The sequence below is a fragment of the Geodermatophilus sp. SYSU D01176 genome, from assembly GCF_054050015.1.
Genome location: NZ_JBJGYN010000017.1, coordinates 1 through 16,947, shown reverse-complemented (window position 1 = coordinate 16,947; position 16,947 = coordinate 1). Strand labels below are relative to the sequence as shown.

The window sequence follows — 16,947 nt, the reverse complement described above, 5'->3', positions numbered from 1 at the left end:
GAATCGTGGGAGCCCGGTCTTGGTACCCCCTGGCGGTATCCAGTCAAGGAATACCCCCCGGAGGTATATTTCCGGAAGCATGGGTGAGCGATGTCACGACCGGCCTGGATGACGAGCTGGCTTCGGGGAACCGCTCGCCCCAACGTCGCAGGGGCCCATCTGGCGTGGGCCCCTGCGGACGGCGACGGCGTCAGTCGGTGCGCGGCCGCGGCTCGCGGTGCAGCCACGGGTGGTCGCCGCCGTAGAGCGCGATGACGGCAGCGGCGACCTCCTTCGGCCGAGCCACCGTGTACCGGCCGTTGACGCCCTCGGGCTCGTGCCTGGCGAAGGCCACCGACACCGCGTGGCTGAACTCGCGCTCGACCACCGTGATGGCGTGGTGGCGCACGGTGTGGCCGGTGACCTGCTCCTTGTCCGCCCAGGCCAGGCGGGCCTGGATGCGGTCCTCGAAGAGGTGGTCGAAGCGACGGCTGCCGATGGGGGCACCGCGCCGGCGGCCGTCCGGGTGGTAGCGGAAGACGGCGTCGCCGGGCCGGACCGCACCCCGGCCGACCGCGAAGGCGTGCAGCTTGGCGACGAACCAGTCGGGCACCGGCTGGTGGACGACCTTGCCGAACTTCTCGTCGAGCCGGATGGTGCACTGGACGTGGTCCAGCCCGCCGAGGGTCAGGTTGAGGATGCCCTCCTGGCGGGCTCCGGCGATGAGGATCGTCTCCAGGATGTGCTCGTCGAGCACCGGGTCGTCGCCGGTCCTGGTGGCCACGGCCCACACCTCGTCGAGCTGGAACTGCTCGAAGGCCATGCGGGTGCCGTCGCTGCGCTCGGGCTTGGCGATCTCCTGCGAGGGGTCGAAGGCCTTCGCGAGGTGGCGGTCCTTGACGGCGACCTTGAACATGCGCCGCCAGACGCCGACCGCGTTGTACTTCGCGCCGCTGGCGGTGCTGGTGCGGACCTCGCGTCCGGCGGCCTCACGGTTGGCCGCCCGGGTGGCGGCGCTGTCCAGCCCGCGGGACTCGATGTGGCGGAGGGCCTCCTCGAGGTGGCTGGGCAGGACCTCATCTACCCACTTCTCCCCCAGGCCCAGGTACACCTTCTCTTCCGGCGGCACGTCCAGCGGCCAGCCCTCGGCCAGGGAGCGGTACGTCTTCTTCGTGCCACCGGTGAGCCCGACGAGGGTCTTCGTCGCCAGGTCGGCGACGGTGATGCGCTCGCCGGGAACCAGGTTGGCGGCCGGACCCGCGGCGGGGGCCGGGATCTGGAAGCCGAGGACCTCGGGGGTGACGAGTCCGGCGTCGACGAGCTGGCGGACCTTCGCCATCGCCGCGGCGCACTCGGCGAGAGGACCGGCCAGGGCGGCGGTCTCGGCGCTGGTCAAAGCGGTCGACTCGGGGTGGGACATGGGTTCTCCTCGGTGTGGCCGGCGGCGCCGGCTCGGGTGTTGACGAGCCGGACCGTGCGGGCGATCGGCCGCAGGGCAGTCACCGACAGAACTGACATGGGGTGGTTGGAGCCGGCTGCGGATTGCGCCGTGACCCCGGAAGTCACCGGTCGCAGTCCCCGGCAGCGGGGCAGTCGGGTCTCGCCGAGGACGGGCCACCGCCGAGGGTCGACGAGAGTGTGTGGGCCATCACTGGCTCATCCAGTTGCACATACCCCCCGGGGTATCCATGATGGACGACGTGGACATCCCCCAGAGCGAGCTCGCCGACGTCGTCAAGCGCCTCCGCCGCATCGAGGGTCAGATCGGCGGCATCGTGAAGATGATCGAGGACGGCCGGGACTGCTCGTCCGTCGTCACCCAGCTGGCGGCGGCGTCGAAGGCGCTGAGCAAGGCCGGCTTCGCGGTCATCTCCACCGGGATGCGCTACTGCTCGACCGCCGAGGACGGCGAGACCCGCGAGGTCGACCTGCGCGAGCTCGAGCGCCTCTTCCTGACCCTCGCCTGACCAACGACTTCCGGAGCAGTCATGAACCCGCAGATCCCCCAGCTCACCCCCGCCGAGGCCGCCGACCGCACCGAGGCCGTCCTGCTCGACGTCCGCGAGGCCGACGAGGTCGCCGCAGGCCGGGTCACCGGCAGCATGCACATCCCGCTGGGCCAGCTTGCCGCCCGCGCCTTCGAGCTCGACCGCGCCCGACCGGTCGTCACCGTCTGCCGCAGCGGCGGCCGCAGCTCGCAGGCCGCGCAGTTCCTCGTCGCCCAGGGCTACGACGTCGCCAACCTCGCCGACGGCATGACGGCCTGGACCGCCGACGGCCGGCCGGTCATCAGCCGCTGAGCCTCGTCTCTCATTTCGTCCGCAGATACCCCTGCCCCGTACCGTACCGAGGAGCTCTTCGTGCAGATCGACGTCATCGAGACCACCGGCCTCGGCGACCGCAGCTACCTGATCAGCGCCGAGGGCGTCGGCGTGGTCATCGACCCGCAGCGCGACATTGACCGCGTGCTCGCCCTGGCCGAGAAACGTGCCGTCCGCATCGCGTTGGTGGCCGACACGCACATCCACAACGACTTCGTCGCGGGATCGCTGGAGCTGGCCCGCACCGTCGGCGCCGAGTACGCCCTTCCCGCCGGCGACACCGTGGCCTTCGAGCGGACCCCCGCCACCGACGGCGACGTGCTCACCGCCGGCCCGATGCGGCTGCGGGTGGTGCACACCCCCGGCCACACCCACCACCACGTCAGCTATGTGCTCACCGACGCCGGCGGCGCCGTGCAGGCGGTGTTCACCGGCGGGTCGATGCTCTACGGCGCGACCGGCCGCACCGACCTGGTCGGCCCCGAGCACACCCATGACCTCACCCACGCCCAGTACCACTCGGTGCGCCGGCTGGTCGACGAGCTGCCCGCCGGCACCCCGGTGTTCCCCAGCCACGGCTTCGGCAGCTTCTGTGCTGCGACCCCGACCAGCGGGGAGTCCTCCACCGTCGGCGAGCAGGCGCGGGTGAACCCGGCGCTGACCCAGGACGAGCAGACCTTCGTCGACCAGCTGATCGCCGGGCTGACCGCGATCCCGGCCTGGTACGCGCACATGGGCCCGGCCAACGCCGCCGGCCCGGCACCGGTGGACCTGTCGATGCCGCGGCCGGTCGACCCGGCCGAGCTCGCCGACCGGCTGGCCGCCGGGGAGTGGGTGATCGACCTGCGCAGCCGCACCGCGTTCGCCGCGGGTCACCTGCCCGGCGCGCTGAACTTGGAGCTCGCGATCGCCAACTTCGTCACCTACGTCGGGTGGCTCATCCCGTGGGGCGCGCCGATCACCCTGATCGGGGAGACCGAGCAGCAGGTCGCCGACGCCCGCCGCGAGCTGGTCCGCATCGGCATCGACCGGCTCGCCGGCGCCGCGATCGGCAGCCCCGAGGCCCTGGCCGCCGGCCGCGAGCTGGCCTCCTACCCGGTCAGCGACTTCGCCGGCCTGGCCGCGGCGATGGCCGCCGACCCCGACCTGGTGGTCCTCGACGCCCGCCGCGACGACGAGCGCGCCGGCGGCGGGGTGCGCGGCTCGCTGCACATCCCGATCCACGACCTGGCCGACCGCCTCGACGAGGTCCCCGCCGGCGACGTCTGGGTGTACTGCGGGTCGGGCTACCGCGCCGCGATCGCTGCCTCGCTGCTGGCCCGCGCCGGTCGCCGGCCGGCGCTGGTCAACGGCGGCTACGGCGACCCCGACTCCGGCGCGGCCGCCGCCGGCCTGCACGCCCAGCCCGCCGCCGTCTGACCCCTTCCAGACCCGGCGGCCACCGGGCGCCCCGCTCCGGTAGCCCCGGCCCCGCCTGCCCGCACCACCTCAGCAACAGACCCAGAGGACACCGCACCCCGTGAGCTCCCGCACCGCCGACCTGATCACCCCCGCCGAGCTGGCCGCCCGGTCTGCCGGCACCGCACCCACCCTGATCGACGTGCGCACCCCGGCCGAGTACGAGACCGCGCACATCCCCGGCTCGATCAACATCCCGCTGCCACTGGTCCAGCAACACGCCACCGACCTGGCCGGTGAGCTGGCCGGCCCGGTCGTGCTGGTCTGCCAGGCCGGCGGCCGGGCCCGCACCGCGCACGCAGCGCTGGCCGCGGCCGGCGCGCAGCGGCTGGCCGTCCTCGACGGCGGCGTCGCCGCGCACACCGCCGCCGGGCAGCCGGTCCGCCGCGGCCGCACCCGCTGGGCGCTGGAGCGCCAGGTCCGCCTGGTCGCCGGCGCCCTGGTCGCCGCCAGCATCCTGGCCAGCCTGCGCTTCCCCCGCGCCCGCTTCCTCGCCGGCGGGGTCGGCGCCGGCCTGGCCACCGCCGCGCTCACCGACACCTGCGCGATGGGCGCGGCGCTGGCCCGACTGCCGTACAACCGCGGCAGCCGCCCGGTCACCGTCGACGACGCGCGGGAAGCGCTGCGGTCGTGATCGTCGCCGTCCCCGCCGGGCTGGTCATCGGCGCGCTCGTCGGCCTGCTCGGCGGCGGCGGCTCCATCCTCGCCGTCCCCGCCCTGGTCTACGCCGCCGGCCAAGAGCTGCCCCAGGCCGTCGCCACCTCGCTGCTGGTCGTCGGCATCACCTCGCTGGTCGCGCTGCTGCCCCGCCTTCGCGCCGGCCAGATCGCCTGGCGGATCGCGGCCCTGTTCGCCGCGGCCGGCGCGGCCACCGCCTTCGCCGGCGCCGCGGTCAACCGGCTACTTCCCGACGACGTCGTCCTCGGCCTGTTCGCCGCCCTCATGATCGGCACCGGGGTGCGGATGCTGGCCGAGAAGCTCACCACGGGCGTGGCCTGCGCGGTCGAGAGCGGCCGGGTCAACTGGCGCCGCTGCCTGCCGCGCACCCTGGCCGGCGGGCTGGTCGTCGGCTTCCTCACCGGCCTGCTCGGCGTGGGCGGCGGGTTCCTGATCATCCCGGTGCTGGTCGTCGTCCTGGGCCTGCCGATGACCACCGCGATCGGCACGTCGCTGGTCATCATCGCGGCCAACTCCGCAGCCGGCTTCGCCGCGCACGCCGGTGAAGCCCCTCTGGACGTGCCGGTCACCGTCGCGTTCACCGCAGCCGCGGTGCTCGCCGGACTGGCCGCCGGTCGCGTCGCCACCCGGGTCGACACCGCCCGGCTACGCCGGTGGTTCGCCTACCTGGTGTTCGCCGTCGCGGCCCTCATCCTCGCCCAGATCGGCGCCGGCCTGCTCGGGTAGCCCGTCGGCCGGCGACACCGCGATGCGGTCCGCAGCGGAGCCGAGGTCCGCCGGCAGGAGGCGCACCCCGCGTGCCGGCTGCTGGCTCTGAGGCGGCCCTCAGCCGCCAACTCGGTCCTCGTTCGCGTGGTGAACGCGACCGCAACCGCCTCGGCCATCCACCGTCCTCGGACACGGCTGCCGCCCGCCGCGCGCGGCGCCGGCGCGGACTCCGGCACGCCCCCCGCCTCGACCTCCGAGGGAAGCGCACCGGTGAGCAGCTGCAGCGGATCGGCGACCGGGAACAGGTGCAGCTCGCCGGCGTCGACGACGACGCCAGCCAGCACCTGGTCGCCGGGACGGACGTCCAGGGTGACGAGCACGGCCGGCGGCAGGGTCAGGCGGCGGTCGGCGTCGACCGGCACTCGGGTCAGCAGCGGGCTGTCGGCGGCGGCGCGGATGACGACGTGCCCGTTCTCCCGGGCGGCCACGAGCAGGGTCTGCCGCGTCCAGCCCAGTGCGCCCAGCGCCTTGCCGAGGTTGACCCGGTTCTGCCCGTCGATGCGCGGCGCGTACGCGTGCCGGACGGCGCCGTCGCGTGGCGGCCGGGGGGTGCGATCGGAGATGTGCACGACCGGGGCCAGGACCTCGGCGGCGGCACCACCGTCGGCCCCGCGGCCTAGCCTTCGGGCGGAGCGCGTCGGTGCCCGGGTGCGGCGCGCGGATGGCGGCGACGCGGGCGGCGGTGCGGTGAGCGGTGTCCAGTCCAGCGGGCATGGACGGACTGGTGCCGGGAGATCCGGCGGTGTCAGTCGATCCCGGGACCGGATCTCGCCCCGCGGATGCTGGCCGGTCTCCGCCGGCTGCGGACGGTCGCCGGTGTGGCCTGCCGTCCGCGGCGCGGGACTGGGTCCCGGCCTTTTGGAGGGACTGGGGGATTCCCAGTCCGTGGTGGGCAAGGGGGGAGTTGACGGTGCGGGGCTGGGCGATTCCCCAGCACGATCGGCGCTGTGGTCCACCGCCTGGGATTCAGGCTGCCGCCCCTCGCCGCGCAGGCTGCCTGGAGCCTTCGTGATCATGGTCTGGAGGCTACGGACCGCCTCGGACAGTGCAGCGTCGCGATCGCCGCGCACGGGTGGCGACCCACCGCGCACCGGGATGCGATCCAGGCCGGCAAGGGCGAGCGCGCTGGGAAATGCCACGCGCTGCCTGCGGCCTGAAGCCGGACGGGGAGGACCGATGGATCAGCGCTAAGCGGCTGCGCACCGCCGTGGCGGTGCTCGAGCAGGCCGCCCGTCTCATGGGAGGACCTGGGCTGCGGCTCACCGACTGGGCTGGTCTGCTGCACCTCGCCCTGCATCGGCTGGAGGACTGGCCGGACCGACAGTGGTGTGTCCAGGGACGGCGGGACGGCGGGAACCCATAGTGTCGTACCGTGCCCAGCCCTGTGCGTGCCGCCGCAGTGGCTTCGACTGGCCGTTGGAGAGTCCCGGAGCCACTCCTGCAGCGCGCCATCCAGCAACTGCATGCGCTTCCCGGCGCGGACCGCGGAGCCCTAGTGGATGCCCTCTTTGCCGTCGGCTCTACGTGCAGCTGCGGCGCCCCGCGCGACGTCCGGGTCATCCCGACCGTTGCTGACTTCGACCTCGGGTGTGGCGCACCGAAGTGCCGGTCCACCCGGCTCGCGGAGCTGAAGCCGCACTGGACTCCGATCCACGAGTCCCACGTGTCCGCTGTCGAGCTGACCGAGGCTCGATTGCGCTACGGCTTCATCCACGCGCTCGCGGACTACTGTGGTGACCCTCAGCCGTCCTGCCAGCCGAACGCTGCCTGGCCCTCCGGCTGTACGCATGATCGGCACTACCGCACCGGTCGGCTCGTTGCCCCGCAAGTCGTTGTTGCCGCACTCCGGTCGACCGCTCATAGCCGTCAACCTGTGGTCCTCCTGTCCGACAAGCCGGACGCCCGCGACGCCACCGAGGTGTACCAGCCGAGCGGTTACACCATCGACCCCGCCGCCGTCGTCCTTCGACCGCTCGCCACAGCCATCAAGGACTTCGCCGAGACCGTCGACCGGCTCCCCCTGACGCCCATCAACCGGCTGCGTGCGCAGGGCGTCTTCGTGCCGCTCCTGGTCGCCGTAGTAGTGGGCTGGCGGCCCCTACTCGATGAAGCGGCCGTTCAGCAGTTGACCCCGGCGTGGCTACTGAGCCGTCTGAGGCGACTCGCCGCCTGAGCCGCCGTAGCGGAGGCGCGGTAGACGCCGCGATCGCCGTCAACTGCTCTCGCTGCGCTACGTCGCCCTCGGACGCGGCCGCACAGTGACAAGCACATGGCCGGGCGGCCCGCCGTTGTGCCGCCGCGCAACCCTGACTGAGACAGGGCGCGCCGCTACTGGTAGAAACCGCGGTACTCCTGACGGTTCGACGCGCATGCGGGGGCGTGAGGGTGAGCGCTGAGCAGGACGACGATCCGCGCGTTCTCGAAGTCGACCTGCTCGCCTGGGCGGACTGGAACAGGCGTCCAGCGGCGACGGCAACCCGCGACGAGGTCGTCAAGTACGTCGTTTACGCGCTCAGAGCGCGAGGCCTCTACTGCGGTGACAAGCCGGAGCCTGGACTCAAGGCGCTGCTCGGCGGACTCTCGCGCCTGCCGTGGGTCGAGCGAGAGTTCGGAGCTGCTGTGGCCGATCTCGCGCGGAGCAGCTCGGCCAACGTCACCCAGTCCGTTGCCGAGAGCCGCGAGACACTGGACGGGCTACTGCGGCTCGCCGTGCGGTGGGCGTACCCGCTGCTCGTCCTCAACGCTCGTGCGCGCAAGCAGGCGTACGACCGGATGCTGGGGATCATGCGGGAGTGGCCGCCGGAGGACCGCGCCGGCACGTTCTGGAGGCAGTACCTCAAGGACAACTTCGCGCGTGGAGGCTCCGCCCAGTCAGATGTGACGAAGGCGCTACTGACCTCGTGCGGGACCCGCGAGGAGGCCGCGGCTCTGCTGGCCGCTGCAGATCTCGAGTCGCCGGCTCGCGTGGCGCTGGCTCACCGGCTGGAGTTCCTGCGTCGCAAGGCCGTTCCCATCGCCCTCGGGGACAAGGGCGGCGACCCGATCCTCGACCTCGTGCGGGAGCTGGAGATGGTGCTCGGCGGGGATGGGCCGGCGGTCACCACCTCAGTTGCGCACGCACCCCCGGGTCAGGCTGTCGCCAGCCCTTCGTGGACCGGCCCGGCCGCAGGCGAGTACCTGGACCTGGTCCGGAAGGGCCCCGATGTGCTGAGAGGGCAGGGTGTCGATGACGTGGCGGCCGACGACATCGTCAACGCTGCCGTGGACAAGCTGATGGCGGCAGCCGTCGACGGGACTGTGCTGACGGGCGCCTGGCGACGGCTCCTGGACGACTGCCGCCGGGACCACTTCAGGGGCCCCCGCCGTCCCGGCATGGACCCCACCGTCATCGAGGGCATCCCGGACGACCATCAGTCGCCAGCAACGGTCCGCCAGACGGAGCGGAACGAGGCCAGGTCTGAGCGCCTCGCTCGCCGCCTGCACGCGGCGTTGGGCGCGCGAGCGGACTCGACTCCGGCGTGGCTTCTCGTAAAGAAGCTGGTCGGTGAGCCGGAGGTCTTGAAGAGCGTCCTGGTCGAGGCTGACGAGGTCCCGCACGTCGGCATCGACGTTGTGGACCGCAGACGGACCCAGCAGCACAAGAGGGTGCGGATGTGGGTGGGCGCCCAGCCCGAGGTGGGCAGGGGCGACGACGTCGACGGCTTGGCGAGGGACGTGGGGAGGCTGCTCAGGGACCTCTACGTGTCGGTCCGGGACGACGGCGCCTGCAGGCGTGAGCCGGAGGGGGGAAACGCCCCCTCGGCAGAGGGGGGAAACGCCCCTGGGGAGTGGGAACGAGACGAGTGAGCCGGTGAGCGCACGATGAACACCCGGAAAGCAGGTACGGCGCACGACTCGAACAGCAGCCCCGCGTGGTGGCGTTGGAACGTGCCGACGTTGCCGCCCGGGGGCGTTGTCACGCTACCGCTTCCTGAAGGGTCCCGGCTGTGGGTCGACGCGTTCGATCCGTGGACCGTCGTCGGCTGGGAGACTCCGGCGGGGGAGTTGCGGGGGCTGCAGGTCGCCTTCGGTCAGGCATGGAGCTCCAGCCTGGCTGGCGTGCTGTCCGGCTCCTCGGAGCCGGACGAGGACGCCTTTCGGCCGCCACGCCTAGACGATGGCTGGGCCCGGGTCGCCATCCTCGAGGCCCTGCGCACGATGAGCGCCGATCGGCTGTCTCCACACGATCTGTGCATCGATCTCGCCCTCGCCTGGACAACGGTCGGCCAGCTAGAGATGGCCGCCCTGTGGCTGGAGCTCGCCGAGGACAGGCTGTCGGACTGGGTTCAGCGCCGGGCCACTGGCCGGCTGCCAGCTCAAGCCGCTCCGATCGTCATGGAGGCCATCGACCTCGCCCTGCGCTTGCAGCCCGGCATCGACGGCGACGCCCTAGTCCCGAGAGCGCAAGATCCCGACGTGGGCCAGCCAGCCCGGCCGGACCTCACCGCCCTGGTGAACTCGGTGGCGAGCGGCTGGGCGGCTCCTTCTAAGGACTCCCTCGAGGGTGATGGCGCTCTGGTCCAGGCATGGGCCGCGCACCGGCTCGCCGAGGCGGCGCGCGGGTCAGGTGCCCAGGCCGCGGCCCGGCTGCTCGACGGGCGGGCAGTGGACTACATCGCCGAAGGCCGGGGCTCCGCGACTGACAGACGCTTCAAGACGCTCCAAGCCGCTCTACGCCGGCAGTCCGAGACCGAAGCGCTGACCCTGGCCGAGATCGCGGCCGTGCATGGCCTGTCCGGCAGCATCGAGGACGAGCTCCGCTTCCGTCCCACCGGGTTTGACCTTGCCCGGGCGCAAGCAAGATCTGGTGATGTGGATCAAGCCCGGGAGGCTCTGCTCGCTGCTCGAGCGATCTACGCGAGAGAGGGCCTGGAATCCCGGGTTGACGAGTGCGACCGGGCCCTGGCGGAGTTGACCGAGTCAGCCTCGACGGTTACGAGTTGGGTGCAATCCGTCGAGGAAGTTCTGTCGTCGTGGGCGGTGAAACTTCGCGAGGATTCCGCTCTAGCGCGTGCCTTCAGGGCCATGCCGTCGCGTGATCAGGCAGCGGAGCAGGACACCTTCGTGCTGGACGACCGCGCCTTCACCGACCTCGTCGGGCGGCCCCACAGGGAGAACGACCGCCTGCCCAGCCTTCATCTACAGGTGAAGGACACCCCTCCGCGCCTGCGCGCCGAGCTGGTCCTTCCCGCCGTGCTTGACCCGGCTGTCACAGCCATCACCGTGGTGGCGAGCACCGCGACCTGGGAGGTGCGCATCCCGCTCCAGCTCGACGACCGCAGTGATGCGAGCTTCGAGGGCGGCGGCGCGCTACCCCGCATGGGTCAGTCTGCTGTCCCGACCTTGCGCGTTGAGGTGACTCGTCGTGCCGGTTGAGGATCTCGGTTCTGGTACCGCGGCGTGGGAGCGGTTCCTGGACGCAACACTGGAGCGCGCCGACCCGGTCGCTACTCCCCGCATGCTCGCGCGCATCGCCTTCCTGACCGACCCAATCCTGGAAACCCCGAGCGGCCGCACCATCCCAGGGCTACCGGGAGGGCGACCGAACCGAGCGATCACCCGGGCGGCCGCTACGGCCCTCATGAGCTACGGCAACCCCGCCGGGGACGCCACCCAGCGCATGTGGCTCTTCCTCGGGCTCAGCCAGAGCGTCAAGCACTACAGGGAGCCGGAACCCGGCGAGCCCGACGAGCTCCCCGTCGTCCTGCAGCGCCTCAAGGACGCCGTCAGTGTCGGAGCCGGTCTCGGCCCCGACACCCATGCCTGGGCGCTGATCCGGCTCGCGGACATGAGACGCAACACGCACGAGCACGCGCTCGGCAGAGCAGCGGCCGACGAGGGGATCGGGCTGCTGGAGGAGGCTCCACTACCCGGCGATGGCCCGCTCCCTGCGCTCGCTGAAGCCACTGGACACGCGGACTGGCTCCCGGACCACCAGGAAGTCCGCACCTACCTGCTCGTGAAGGGCCTGGGGTGGTCGGCCATCTCGTCCCGCATGTTGCGGGACTTTCCCGCGGCAATCGCGCAGCGTGACCGGCAGATCGAGAAGGCGCGGCTACTGCCGCAACGCCCCTTCGTGCTCTGCAATGCCCTGGGCCAGCGCGCGGAGCTCGCCCGCAGCCTCGGCGACGTCGCCACGGCCCTGCCGCTTCTCGACGAGCAGGAGGAAGTAGCCCGTCGCAGCGGTCAGGCAGACGCGCGCGTCCGGTTCCTGCTCAGCGCAGCCCAGTCGGCCCTGTTCTTCGACGACTGGGACGGCAGCATCAGGCTGCGCCGGGAGCGCATCGTCACCCGTCTTGAGCCGCTGCTGGACGTACCTGTCGACCCCTCACCGGCCGGCCTGCTCACCGTCCTGCCGGATCTGAAGGATCGCGGGCATCGCAGCGCCCTCACGGGCGTCGGGAATGATGCCTACGACAGCGCTCGCTGCCTCATCGACTCCGGGCGAGCGCGGCAGGACGCGACCGTCCGGGAGGAAGCCCGGGGCTACCTCGACGTCGCCGCGGAGGCCTGGTCGGACATCGCGCTGAACGGCCGGACGGCCGTGGGCTTCCGGCGGCTCGAGCTCGACGCGCTCGAGGGTGTCGCTGGCGACCCCCTCACGGTGGGACGGCGCATGGTGGCGTACAGCCGCGCCTGGCGGCGCGCGGCTGGCCAGCGGCGCAGCGCGATCAAGGCGGTGGCATACGGGGCGCCTGGTGATGGCGAAGTGCTTGACCGCCTGAACGAGCTGCTCGCCGGCGCGCCAGCCGTCGAGGCGGCGCACCTGAGCGTCGGGATCGCCAACTGGCACCTGCATCACGGTGGTGTACTCGCGGATGGCGGGGACCGGCTCGCGGCCCGGCTCGCGTGGCAGCGCGCTGGCGATGCAGCGGCGACAGCGATCAGCGGGTTGACGGTTGATCGCGCCGATGGGCCGCCGGTGCTGCTGAACGCGACAGAGGTGCTCGAGGCCTTCCTGATCCAGGGAGTGGCGATCCGGCAGCGGAGGGAGGCCGGGGACCCCTCGCCGGAGGTCTCCGAGGGCGCCGAGCTCACCCTTCGCCTCCGTTCCCTCCCCGCGATCGCGCAGCGCTTCACCGCCTCCGGGACCCCCGTGCAGCGGCAGGTCCTCGACCGCCTGTACGAGCAGTGGCTCGCCGACACGCTGCAGCTGGCCGTTCGGCAGGGGGCGCTGGACAGCGTCGACCAGACGGCTGAGGTGATGCGCCGTGACCTGGTGGGCGCCGTGCTGTACGCCATCGCCGACAACCCCCTGGCTCCCGAGCAAGTCGCCGTACTGGCACGGCAGCTCAGAGCGTCGCTGCGGGCGACCTCCGAGGACCTCGAGGGCGAGAGCGGCGCCTCGAGCAACGCGAAGGGCCCCGGTGACGACGGCCAGGGTTCGGATGGGCCCGGGATCTCTCCCCACCGCCGGGCCGCCAACGTGGCTGCCCAGCTGGACAAGACGCTGGACGTCGTGGGCAGCGTGCTGGGCCCGCTCGCCCGGTCGATGTTCGACCCGCGCACCGTGCTGCTGCACACGACCACCGCGACGGCTCAGCGGCTGTACCCGGACCGCGCGGGTGCCGTGCTCTCCTTGATCCTGTTCCACAGCGGCGAGGAGCCGCTGGTGCTCCGCCGGATGTCATGGCGGCCCGCCCCGGACACCGAACTGCTGGAGCACGTGGACGTGGTGCCGGCGCCACGCTGGCTGCCGGGGTTGGGGATCGATGACCACCCCGACAGGTTCTTCGCCCGGCTGGCGCGGCTGCCGGAGGTGCTCCTTCCCCGCCCGCTATTGGACGTCCTCGCGGCAGCGGACGTTGACCACCCCTTACCGCTGACGGTCATCCCCACCGGGCTGCTGACCGTCCCGTTCGCGGCGCTGCAGGTGGGCGACCGGCTGCTGCTCGACGTCGCCTCGCTCGCGGTCGTGCAGTCGCTCCAGGCCGCCGAGAACCTGTCCCGCCCCGGTGTCACGCCGACGATCGAGGCGCTCGAGGTCGGCGTCTACGACACCGCCCGTCTGCCCTTCGCGAGGCAGGAGTGGGAGGCGCTGCAACTGCACCACCCGGGGACGCGGCCGGCGTCCTCGATCCGCGAGCTGGCCGCCCTCCTGGGCGATCCACGCGCCCTCGGCGCGCCGGGCGTACTCGCCCTCGCGGTACACGGGTCGCGCGGCGCTGACGGCTGGACGCAGGCGAAGCAGCTGCCCAGCGGGGAGGTTCTGACCTCCGTGCACGTGCTGGAGTGGTACCTGCCCCAGCTCGTCGTCGGCGCGTCCTGCAATACCGACATCCGCGCCGACGCTGGCGGCGAGCTGGGCGGCTTCCCCCTGGCCTTTCAGCTCCGCGGCGCGGTCAGCATCGTCGGCTCGCTCCACTACATCGAGGACGAGGCGACGGCGCAGATCATGGCGCTCTTCTACGCGGCGACTGCCGCCGGCATGGGCGCGGCCGCCGCGCTGCGGCAGGCGCAGCGCAGCTGGATCGCCGCCGACCGCCGGCACCGGCTCCCGGAGATGGAGCGCTGGGCGTACCTCCTCTGCTACGGCCTGTCTGGGTAGCCGGCCGGCCTCCTGGCAGGACAGCTAGGCGCGGGCCAGGCGGCGCCCCAGGGCGGCAACTGGCCAGGCGACCGCCGTGAACAGCACGGCGACGCCTAGCTGCGCGAGGGAGGTGGGGGAGCACGCACCGGCCAGCAGGGGGCCAGCCGAAGCGCCGGCGAGTGCGACCCCCGCCCCGAGCAGGGCTGGCACGAGCGCGGGCGCGAAGCCGGCCGCCACGCCGAAGATCCCGGCGACCACGACCGAGACCCCGGTCGCCGCCGGCCCGCTGTCCACGACCGAGACGCCGAGCGGGCTGACGAGGAAGGCCACCACGTCCACCACGGCAAACAGGCCCAGGCCACCGGCGGCCAGCGATGTTGACCGGCGGTTGCCGGGCAGGTGGTTGCCGACGGCGAAGGCGGCCACGAAGGCGAGGACGACGGCCGCGAGGGCGGCTGCGCGCAGGGGGGCTGGGACGCCGGTCGCGCAACCGCCGCGGAGTAAGCCCGCGGCGGTCACGACCGCTGCCGCCGCACCGAGCCCGCCGAGGACCAGATCGCCCAGTCGGGAACCGGCGAGGGCCCCCGCGCCAGCGAGTAGGCCGAGAACCGCGACCGCCCGGGCGTCCTCCGTCAGGCTGGCGGTCGCCAGGCCGCCGAGCGCCAGGACTAGCAGCCCCGTGGGCGTGGCGCCGGTGGGCCGCGGTGCGCGGTACCGGCGCAGGGCCCGCGGCCGGTGCGCACCGGCCCGCCCCTCGCCGATCGCGGGGCGTGCGCCTGACACGATCAGCGCCAGGCCGCCGAGGAGGAGCGCCAGCAGGAGCCCCAGGCTGAGAAGCGTGGGCATGGGCAGAGCCCTCCGAGCGTCGGCGGAGCAGTAGTCGGGCGGCGCGGAGCCGGCGGGGTCACGGCCGTCTCCGCGCCGCGATCGGTCAGGCGGCGAGCGGCTCCCCCGGGTGGTCCCCAAGCCCGAGGCGGACCTGCCGGTCGCACTCGCGCGCGAGGTTGGGGTGCCCGCCGCCGCGGCCCAGGACCTGAACCACCTGCAGGCCGGCGGCGCGGCAGCGGCGCGCCGTGTCGGTGAACAGCCCGTCGCCGGAGGCGATCACCAGCCGCTGGTAGGCCCGGGCCACCGCGTCAAGGTCCTGCACCTCCTGCATCAGCACGAGGTCCGCGCCGTTGATGCCGCGGCCAACCACCCGGCGCAGCCCCCGCTGCGGGAGCTCGAACCAGGCGACCGCGGCCAGCAGCGGGCCGGTGCCGACGACCACGTGGTCGTCGCGGTCCAGCCGGAGGGTCGCGGCGTAAGCCGCCCACGCGGCGGCCACGTCACTGGCCAGCCGCACCGGGCCGAGGAGGTTCTCCAGGTCAACGAGGTGAAGCGTGCGGATGCCCGTGGCGCGGTGCGCGCCGGGACGCCGGTGGCGGGTGGTGGTGGCGGTGACTGTCATGGGAGCCTCCCTCGCCGCGGCCCGCTGCTCGGGCCGTCCACCCGCTGAAGTACTTCCCCCCGGTCAACGGCATGGCCGGATGACGGCGGCGGGGCCCGTGGCAAGCACCCCGCCGCCGCCCGCACCCGGCTCCCCGGGTGCCCGCTCACCTCAGTCGGTCGCCGTCCTGGGGTGCAGCTGGACGACGCCGTCCCCGCCAGTCCCGGTGGGGACGTCCTCCGTCCCGGTGCGGACGTCGTCCTCCATCCCGGCCTCGCGGATGTCGTCCGTCTCGGCGGACTCGCCGACGCCCTCGTCGCCGACGCGCGCATGCAGCGCCGCCACCCGCGCCTGGAGCTCGGCGAGCGTCTCGTGCAGGGGGACGTCGGCCCACAGGTCGGCGGGGCGGTGGCGGTCCAGCACGTCGATCGCCGCGGTGATCGCGTGCAGCGTGACGCGCACGAACCCGAGGTCCAGGTGCTCGGGCGTCACTCCCTGCGGAAGGCGGTAGGCAGTGAGGGGGAGCCCGGCGTCCCCGGCGTGGAGCTCCGCGCCCGCGTCCCACGCCTCGGGCGCGAGCGCGGTCGGCGCCCCGGCGGGAAGGTCGCTGCGCCGGGCGCGGGCCTGCAGCACCAGGTCCTCGCCGGTCGCCACCAGCTGGTCGACGGTGTCGAGGGCCGTCAGCACGTCGCTGCGCAGGGCGAGCCAGGCCTGGTGCCAGGCGACGAGGGTGGCCCGGACGCGCTCGGAGACCCGGGTGACGCGCGCCCCGTCAGCGGAGACCGCGGCGTCACGCCGCCTGTTGGTCCCGTCCTGCTCGCTGACCGCGAAGGCGCGGGCGGCGAAGTCAGCCAGGACGAGCACCCCGAAGAACCAGCCCATCGTGGTCGACGGCAGGCGCTGGGCCCCCAGGCTGAGCCCCTGCGTGTAGCGCCAGCTGACGAGCTCGATCACGATCCAGACGGCGGCGATGACCAGGGCGGCCCCGAACATGGCGGCCACCTGCTGCCAGCGCCGCTCGGCCGGGTCGGCGGCCGGGTGGCGCAGCAGCCGCTGCCAGGCCGGGCCGGCGGTGCGCGCCGCGAGGAGGCCCAGCGTCGGGATGGCGATGGCCAGTACGACCGGGCCCAGCCTGCTGAGCGACCACAGCGGGTCCGTGGGCTCGATGTTCTCGCCGAAGACCTGGTACCAGAAGACGATCTCGGCGCCGACGAAGACCAGTTCGACCGCCGCCAGCACCCGCGGGTCCAGGAGCGAGCGGGCGTGGTCGATCGGCCGACCGAGCACCGCCTTCTGGCGCTCGCGCTGCTCCGCCAGCCGGACATCGCGGAGACCAGCCCCGGCACCCGTTAGGTGCCAGGCCTGCGCCAGCACCGCGTCCCGGGCCGCGCCGACCGCCGCGAGGAGGGCCTGCGACCCCTTGAGCAGTCGGCCGGCCTCGTCCCGGTCCCTTCCGGACGCGGTACGAGCGACGGCGACGCCTGCCCGTGCAACCTCGTTCGTCCTCCCGTCCGGCACGCCGGAGCTGTCCTTCTCGTCACGGAGACCACAAGCGAGGTCGCGGCTCACTCGACCGGTCGCGAGCGGGCGGCGCAGGATCCGCCGCATCCACTCCCCTGCGTTCGTCATCGTGTTCCTCTCGGGCTGTACGCCGCGCCGCTCGGCGCGGTCGACTGGACAGCGACTTCCCCCCGAGACGCCAAGCGGGGGCCGGGCCCCGGGCCGGGGCCCCCCCCGGGGCGGCA

At 73.2% G+C, this 16,947-nt stretch carries 14 protein-coding genes; 9 read left to right on the top strand and 5 right to left on the bottom strand.

Annotation, left to right across the window (positions count from 1 at the left end; all coding sequences use genetic code 11):
- Nucleotides 1-190: 190 nt before the first annotated feature.
- Nucleotides 191-1,399: a hypothetical protein gene (locus ACI78Z_RS11320; protein WP_457036634.1), complete on the bottom strand. Its 1,209-nt coding sequence runs from the start codon at nucleotides 1,397-1,399 to the stop codon at nucleotides 191-193.
- A gap of 280 nt (nucleotides 1,400-1,679) precedes the next feature.
- Here ACI78Z_RS11320 and ACI78Z_RS11315 point away from each other — a divergent pair, with 280 nt between their 5' ends.
- The 5 genes from ACI78Z_RS11315 to ACI78Z_RS11295 all read left to right on the top strand — a co-directional run bounded on the left by ACI78Z_RS11315 (nucleotide 1,680) and on the right by ACI78Z_RS11295 (nucleotide 5,162).
- A complete protein-coding gene (locus ACI78Z_RS11315) occupies nucleotides 1,680-1,946 on the top strand; it encodes a metal-sensitive transcriptional regulator (protein ID WP_457036633.1) in 267 nt (88 codons plus the stop codon).
- A gap of 21 nt (nucleotides 1,947-1,967) precedes the next feature.
- A complete protein-coding gene (locus ACI78Z_RS11310) occupies nucleotides 1,968-2,279 on the top strand; it encodes a rhodanese-like domain-containing protein (RefSeq protein WP_457036632.1) in 312 nt (103 codons plus the stop codon).
- Between the two features lie 60 nt (nucleotides 2,280-2,339).
- Nucleotides 2,340-3,719 carry an MBL fold metallo-hydrolase gene (locus tag ACI78Z_RS11305; protein ID WP_457036631.1) on the top strand — a complete coding sequence of 460 codons (1,380 nt, stop codon included), beginning with the start codon at nucleotides 2,340-2,342 and terminating at the stop codon, nucleotides 3,717-3,719.
- 100 nt (nucleotides 3,720-3,819) lie between these two features.
- A complete protein-coding gene (locus tag ACI78Z_RS11300) occupies nucleotides 3,820-4,392 on the top strand; it encodes a rhodanese-like domain-containing protein (protein ID WP_457036630.1) in 573 nt (190 codons plus the stop codon).
- A complete protein-coding gene (locus ACI78Z_RS11295; RefSeq protein ID WP_457036629.1) occupies nucleotides 4,389-5,162 on the top strand; it encodes a sulfite exporter TauE/SafE family protein in 774 nt (257 codons plus the stop codon). The genes ACI78Z_RS11300 and ACI78Z_RS11295 overlap by 4 nt, the downstream gene beginning before the upstream one ends.
- Here the strand turns inward: ACI78Z_RS11295 and ACI78Z_RS11290 are convergent.
- Complete coding sequence (locus ACI78Z_RS11290) at nucleotides 5,099-5,773, bottom strand: hypothetical protein (protein WP_457036628.1); 675 nt, start codon at nucleotides 5,771-5,773, stop codon at nucleotides 5,099-5,101. The genes ACI78Z_RS11295 and ACI78Z_RS11290 overlap by 64 nt on opposite strands.
- Nucleotides 5,774-6,867: 1,094 nt before the next feature.
- Here ACI78Z_RS11290 and ACI78Z_RS11285 point away from each other — a divergent pair.
- From ACI78Z_RS11285 to ACI78Z_RS11270, 4 genes are all read left to right on the top strand, one after another.
- A complete protein-coding gene (locus ACI78Z_RS11285; protein ID WP_457036627.1) occupies nucleotides 6,868-7,377 on the top strand; it encodes a hypothetical protein in 510 nt (169 codons plus the stop codon).
- A 212-nt stretch (nucleotides 7,378-7,589) separates the two neighbouring features.
- Entirely contained in the window at nucleotides 7,590-9,050 is a 1,461-nt protein-coding gene (locus tag ACI78Z_RS11280) for a hypothetical protein (protein ID WP_457036626.1), read from the top strand.
- Between the two features lie 81 nt (nucleotides 9,051-9,131).
- Complete coding sequence (locus ACI78Z_RS11275) at nucleotides 9,132-10,619, top strand: hypothetical protein (protein WP_457036625.1); 1,488 nt, start codon at nucleotides 9,132-9,134, stop codon at nucleotides 10,617-10,619.
- Nucleotides 10,609-13,791, top strand: a complete 3,183-nt coding sequence (locus ACI78Z_RS11270; RefSeq protein ID WP_457036624.1) for a CHAT domain-containing protein — start codon at nucleotides 10,609-10,611, stop codon at nucleotides 13,789-13,791. Before ACI78Z_RS11275 ends, ACI78Z_RS11270 begins: the two co-directional genes overlap by 11 nt.
- Nucleotides 13,792-13,815: 24 nt before the next feature.
- Here ACI78Z_RS11270 and ACI78Z_RS11265 read toward each other — a convergent pair whose 3' ends face one another.
- From ACI78Z_RS11265 to ACI78Z_RS11255, 3 genes are all read right to left on the bottom strand, one after another.
- Entirely contained in the window at nucleotides 13,816-14,619 is an 804-nt protein-coding gene (locus ACI78Z_RS11265) for a hypothetical protein (RefSeq protein WP_457036623.1), read from the bottom strand.
- Between the two features lie 85 nt (nucleotides 14,620-14,704).
- Nucleotides 14,705-15,223: a hypothetical protein gene (locus ACI78Z_RS11260; protein WP_457036622.1), complete on the bottom strand. Its 519-nt coding sequence runs from the start codon at nucleotides 15,221-15,223 to the stop codon at nucleotides 14,705-14,707.
- A 150-nt stretch (nucleotides 15,224-15,373) separates the two neighbouring features.
- The gene (locus ACI78Z_RS11255) at nucleotides 15,374-16,831 is read right to left on the bottom strand and encodes a hypothetical protein (protein ID WP_457036621.1); all 1,458 of its coding nucleotides are present in this window, start codon (nucleotides 16,829-16,831) and stop codon (nucleotides 15,374-15,376) included.
- Nucleotides 16,832-16,947 lie beyond the last annotated feature (116 nt).

Coding starts and splice junctions, on each gene's coding strand:
- ACI78Z_RS11310 (WP_457036632.1), top strand. CDS start 1,968: ATGAACCCGCAGATCCCCCAGCTCACCCCCGCCGAGGCCGCCGACCGC.
- ACI78Z_RS11265 (WP_457036623.1), bottom strand. CDS start 14,619: ATGCCCACGCTTCTCAGCCTGGGGCTCCTGCTGGCGCTCCTCCTCGGC.
- ACI78Z_RS11260 (WP_457036622.1), bottom strand. CDS start 15,223: ATGACAGTCACCGCCACCACCACCCGCCACCGGCGTCCCGGCGCGCAC.
- ACI78Z_RS11320 (WP_457036634.1), bottom strand. CDS start 1,399: ATGTCCCACCCCGAGTCGACCGCTTTGACCAGCGCCGAGACCGCCGCC.
- ACI78Z_RS11255 (WP_457036621.1), bottom strand. CDS start 16,831: ATGACGAACGCAGGGGAGTGGATGCGGCGGATCCTGCGCCGCCCGCTC.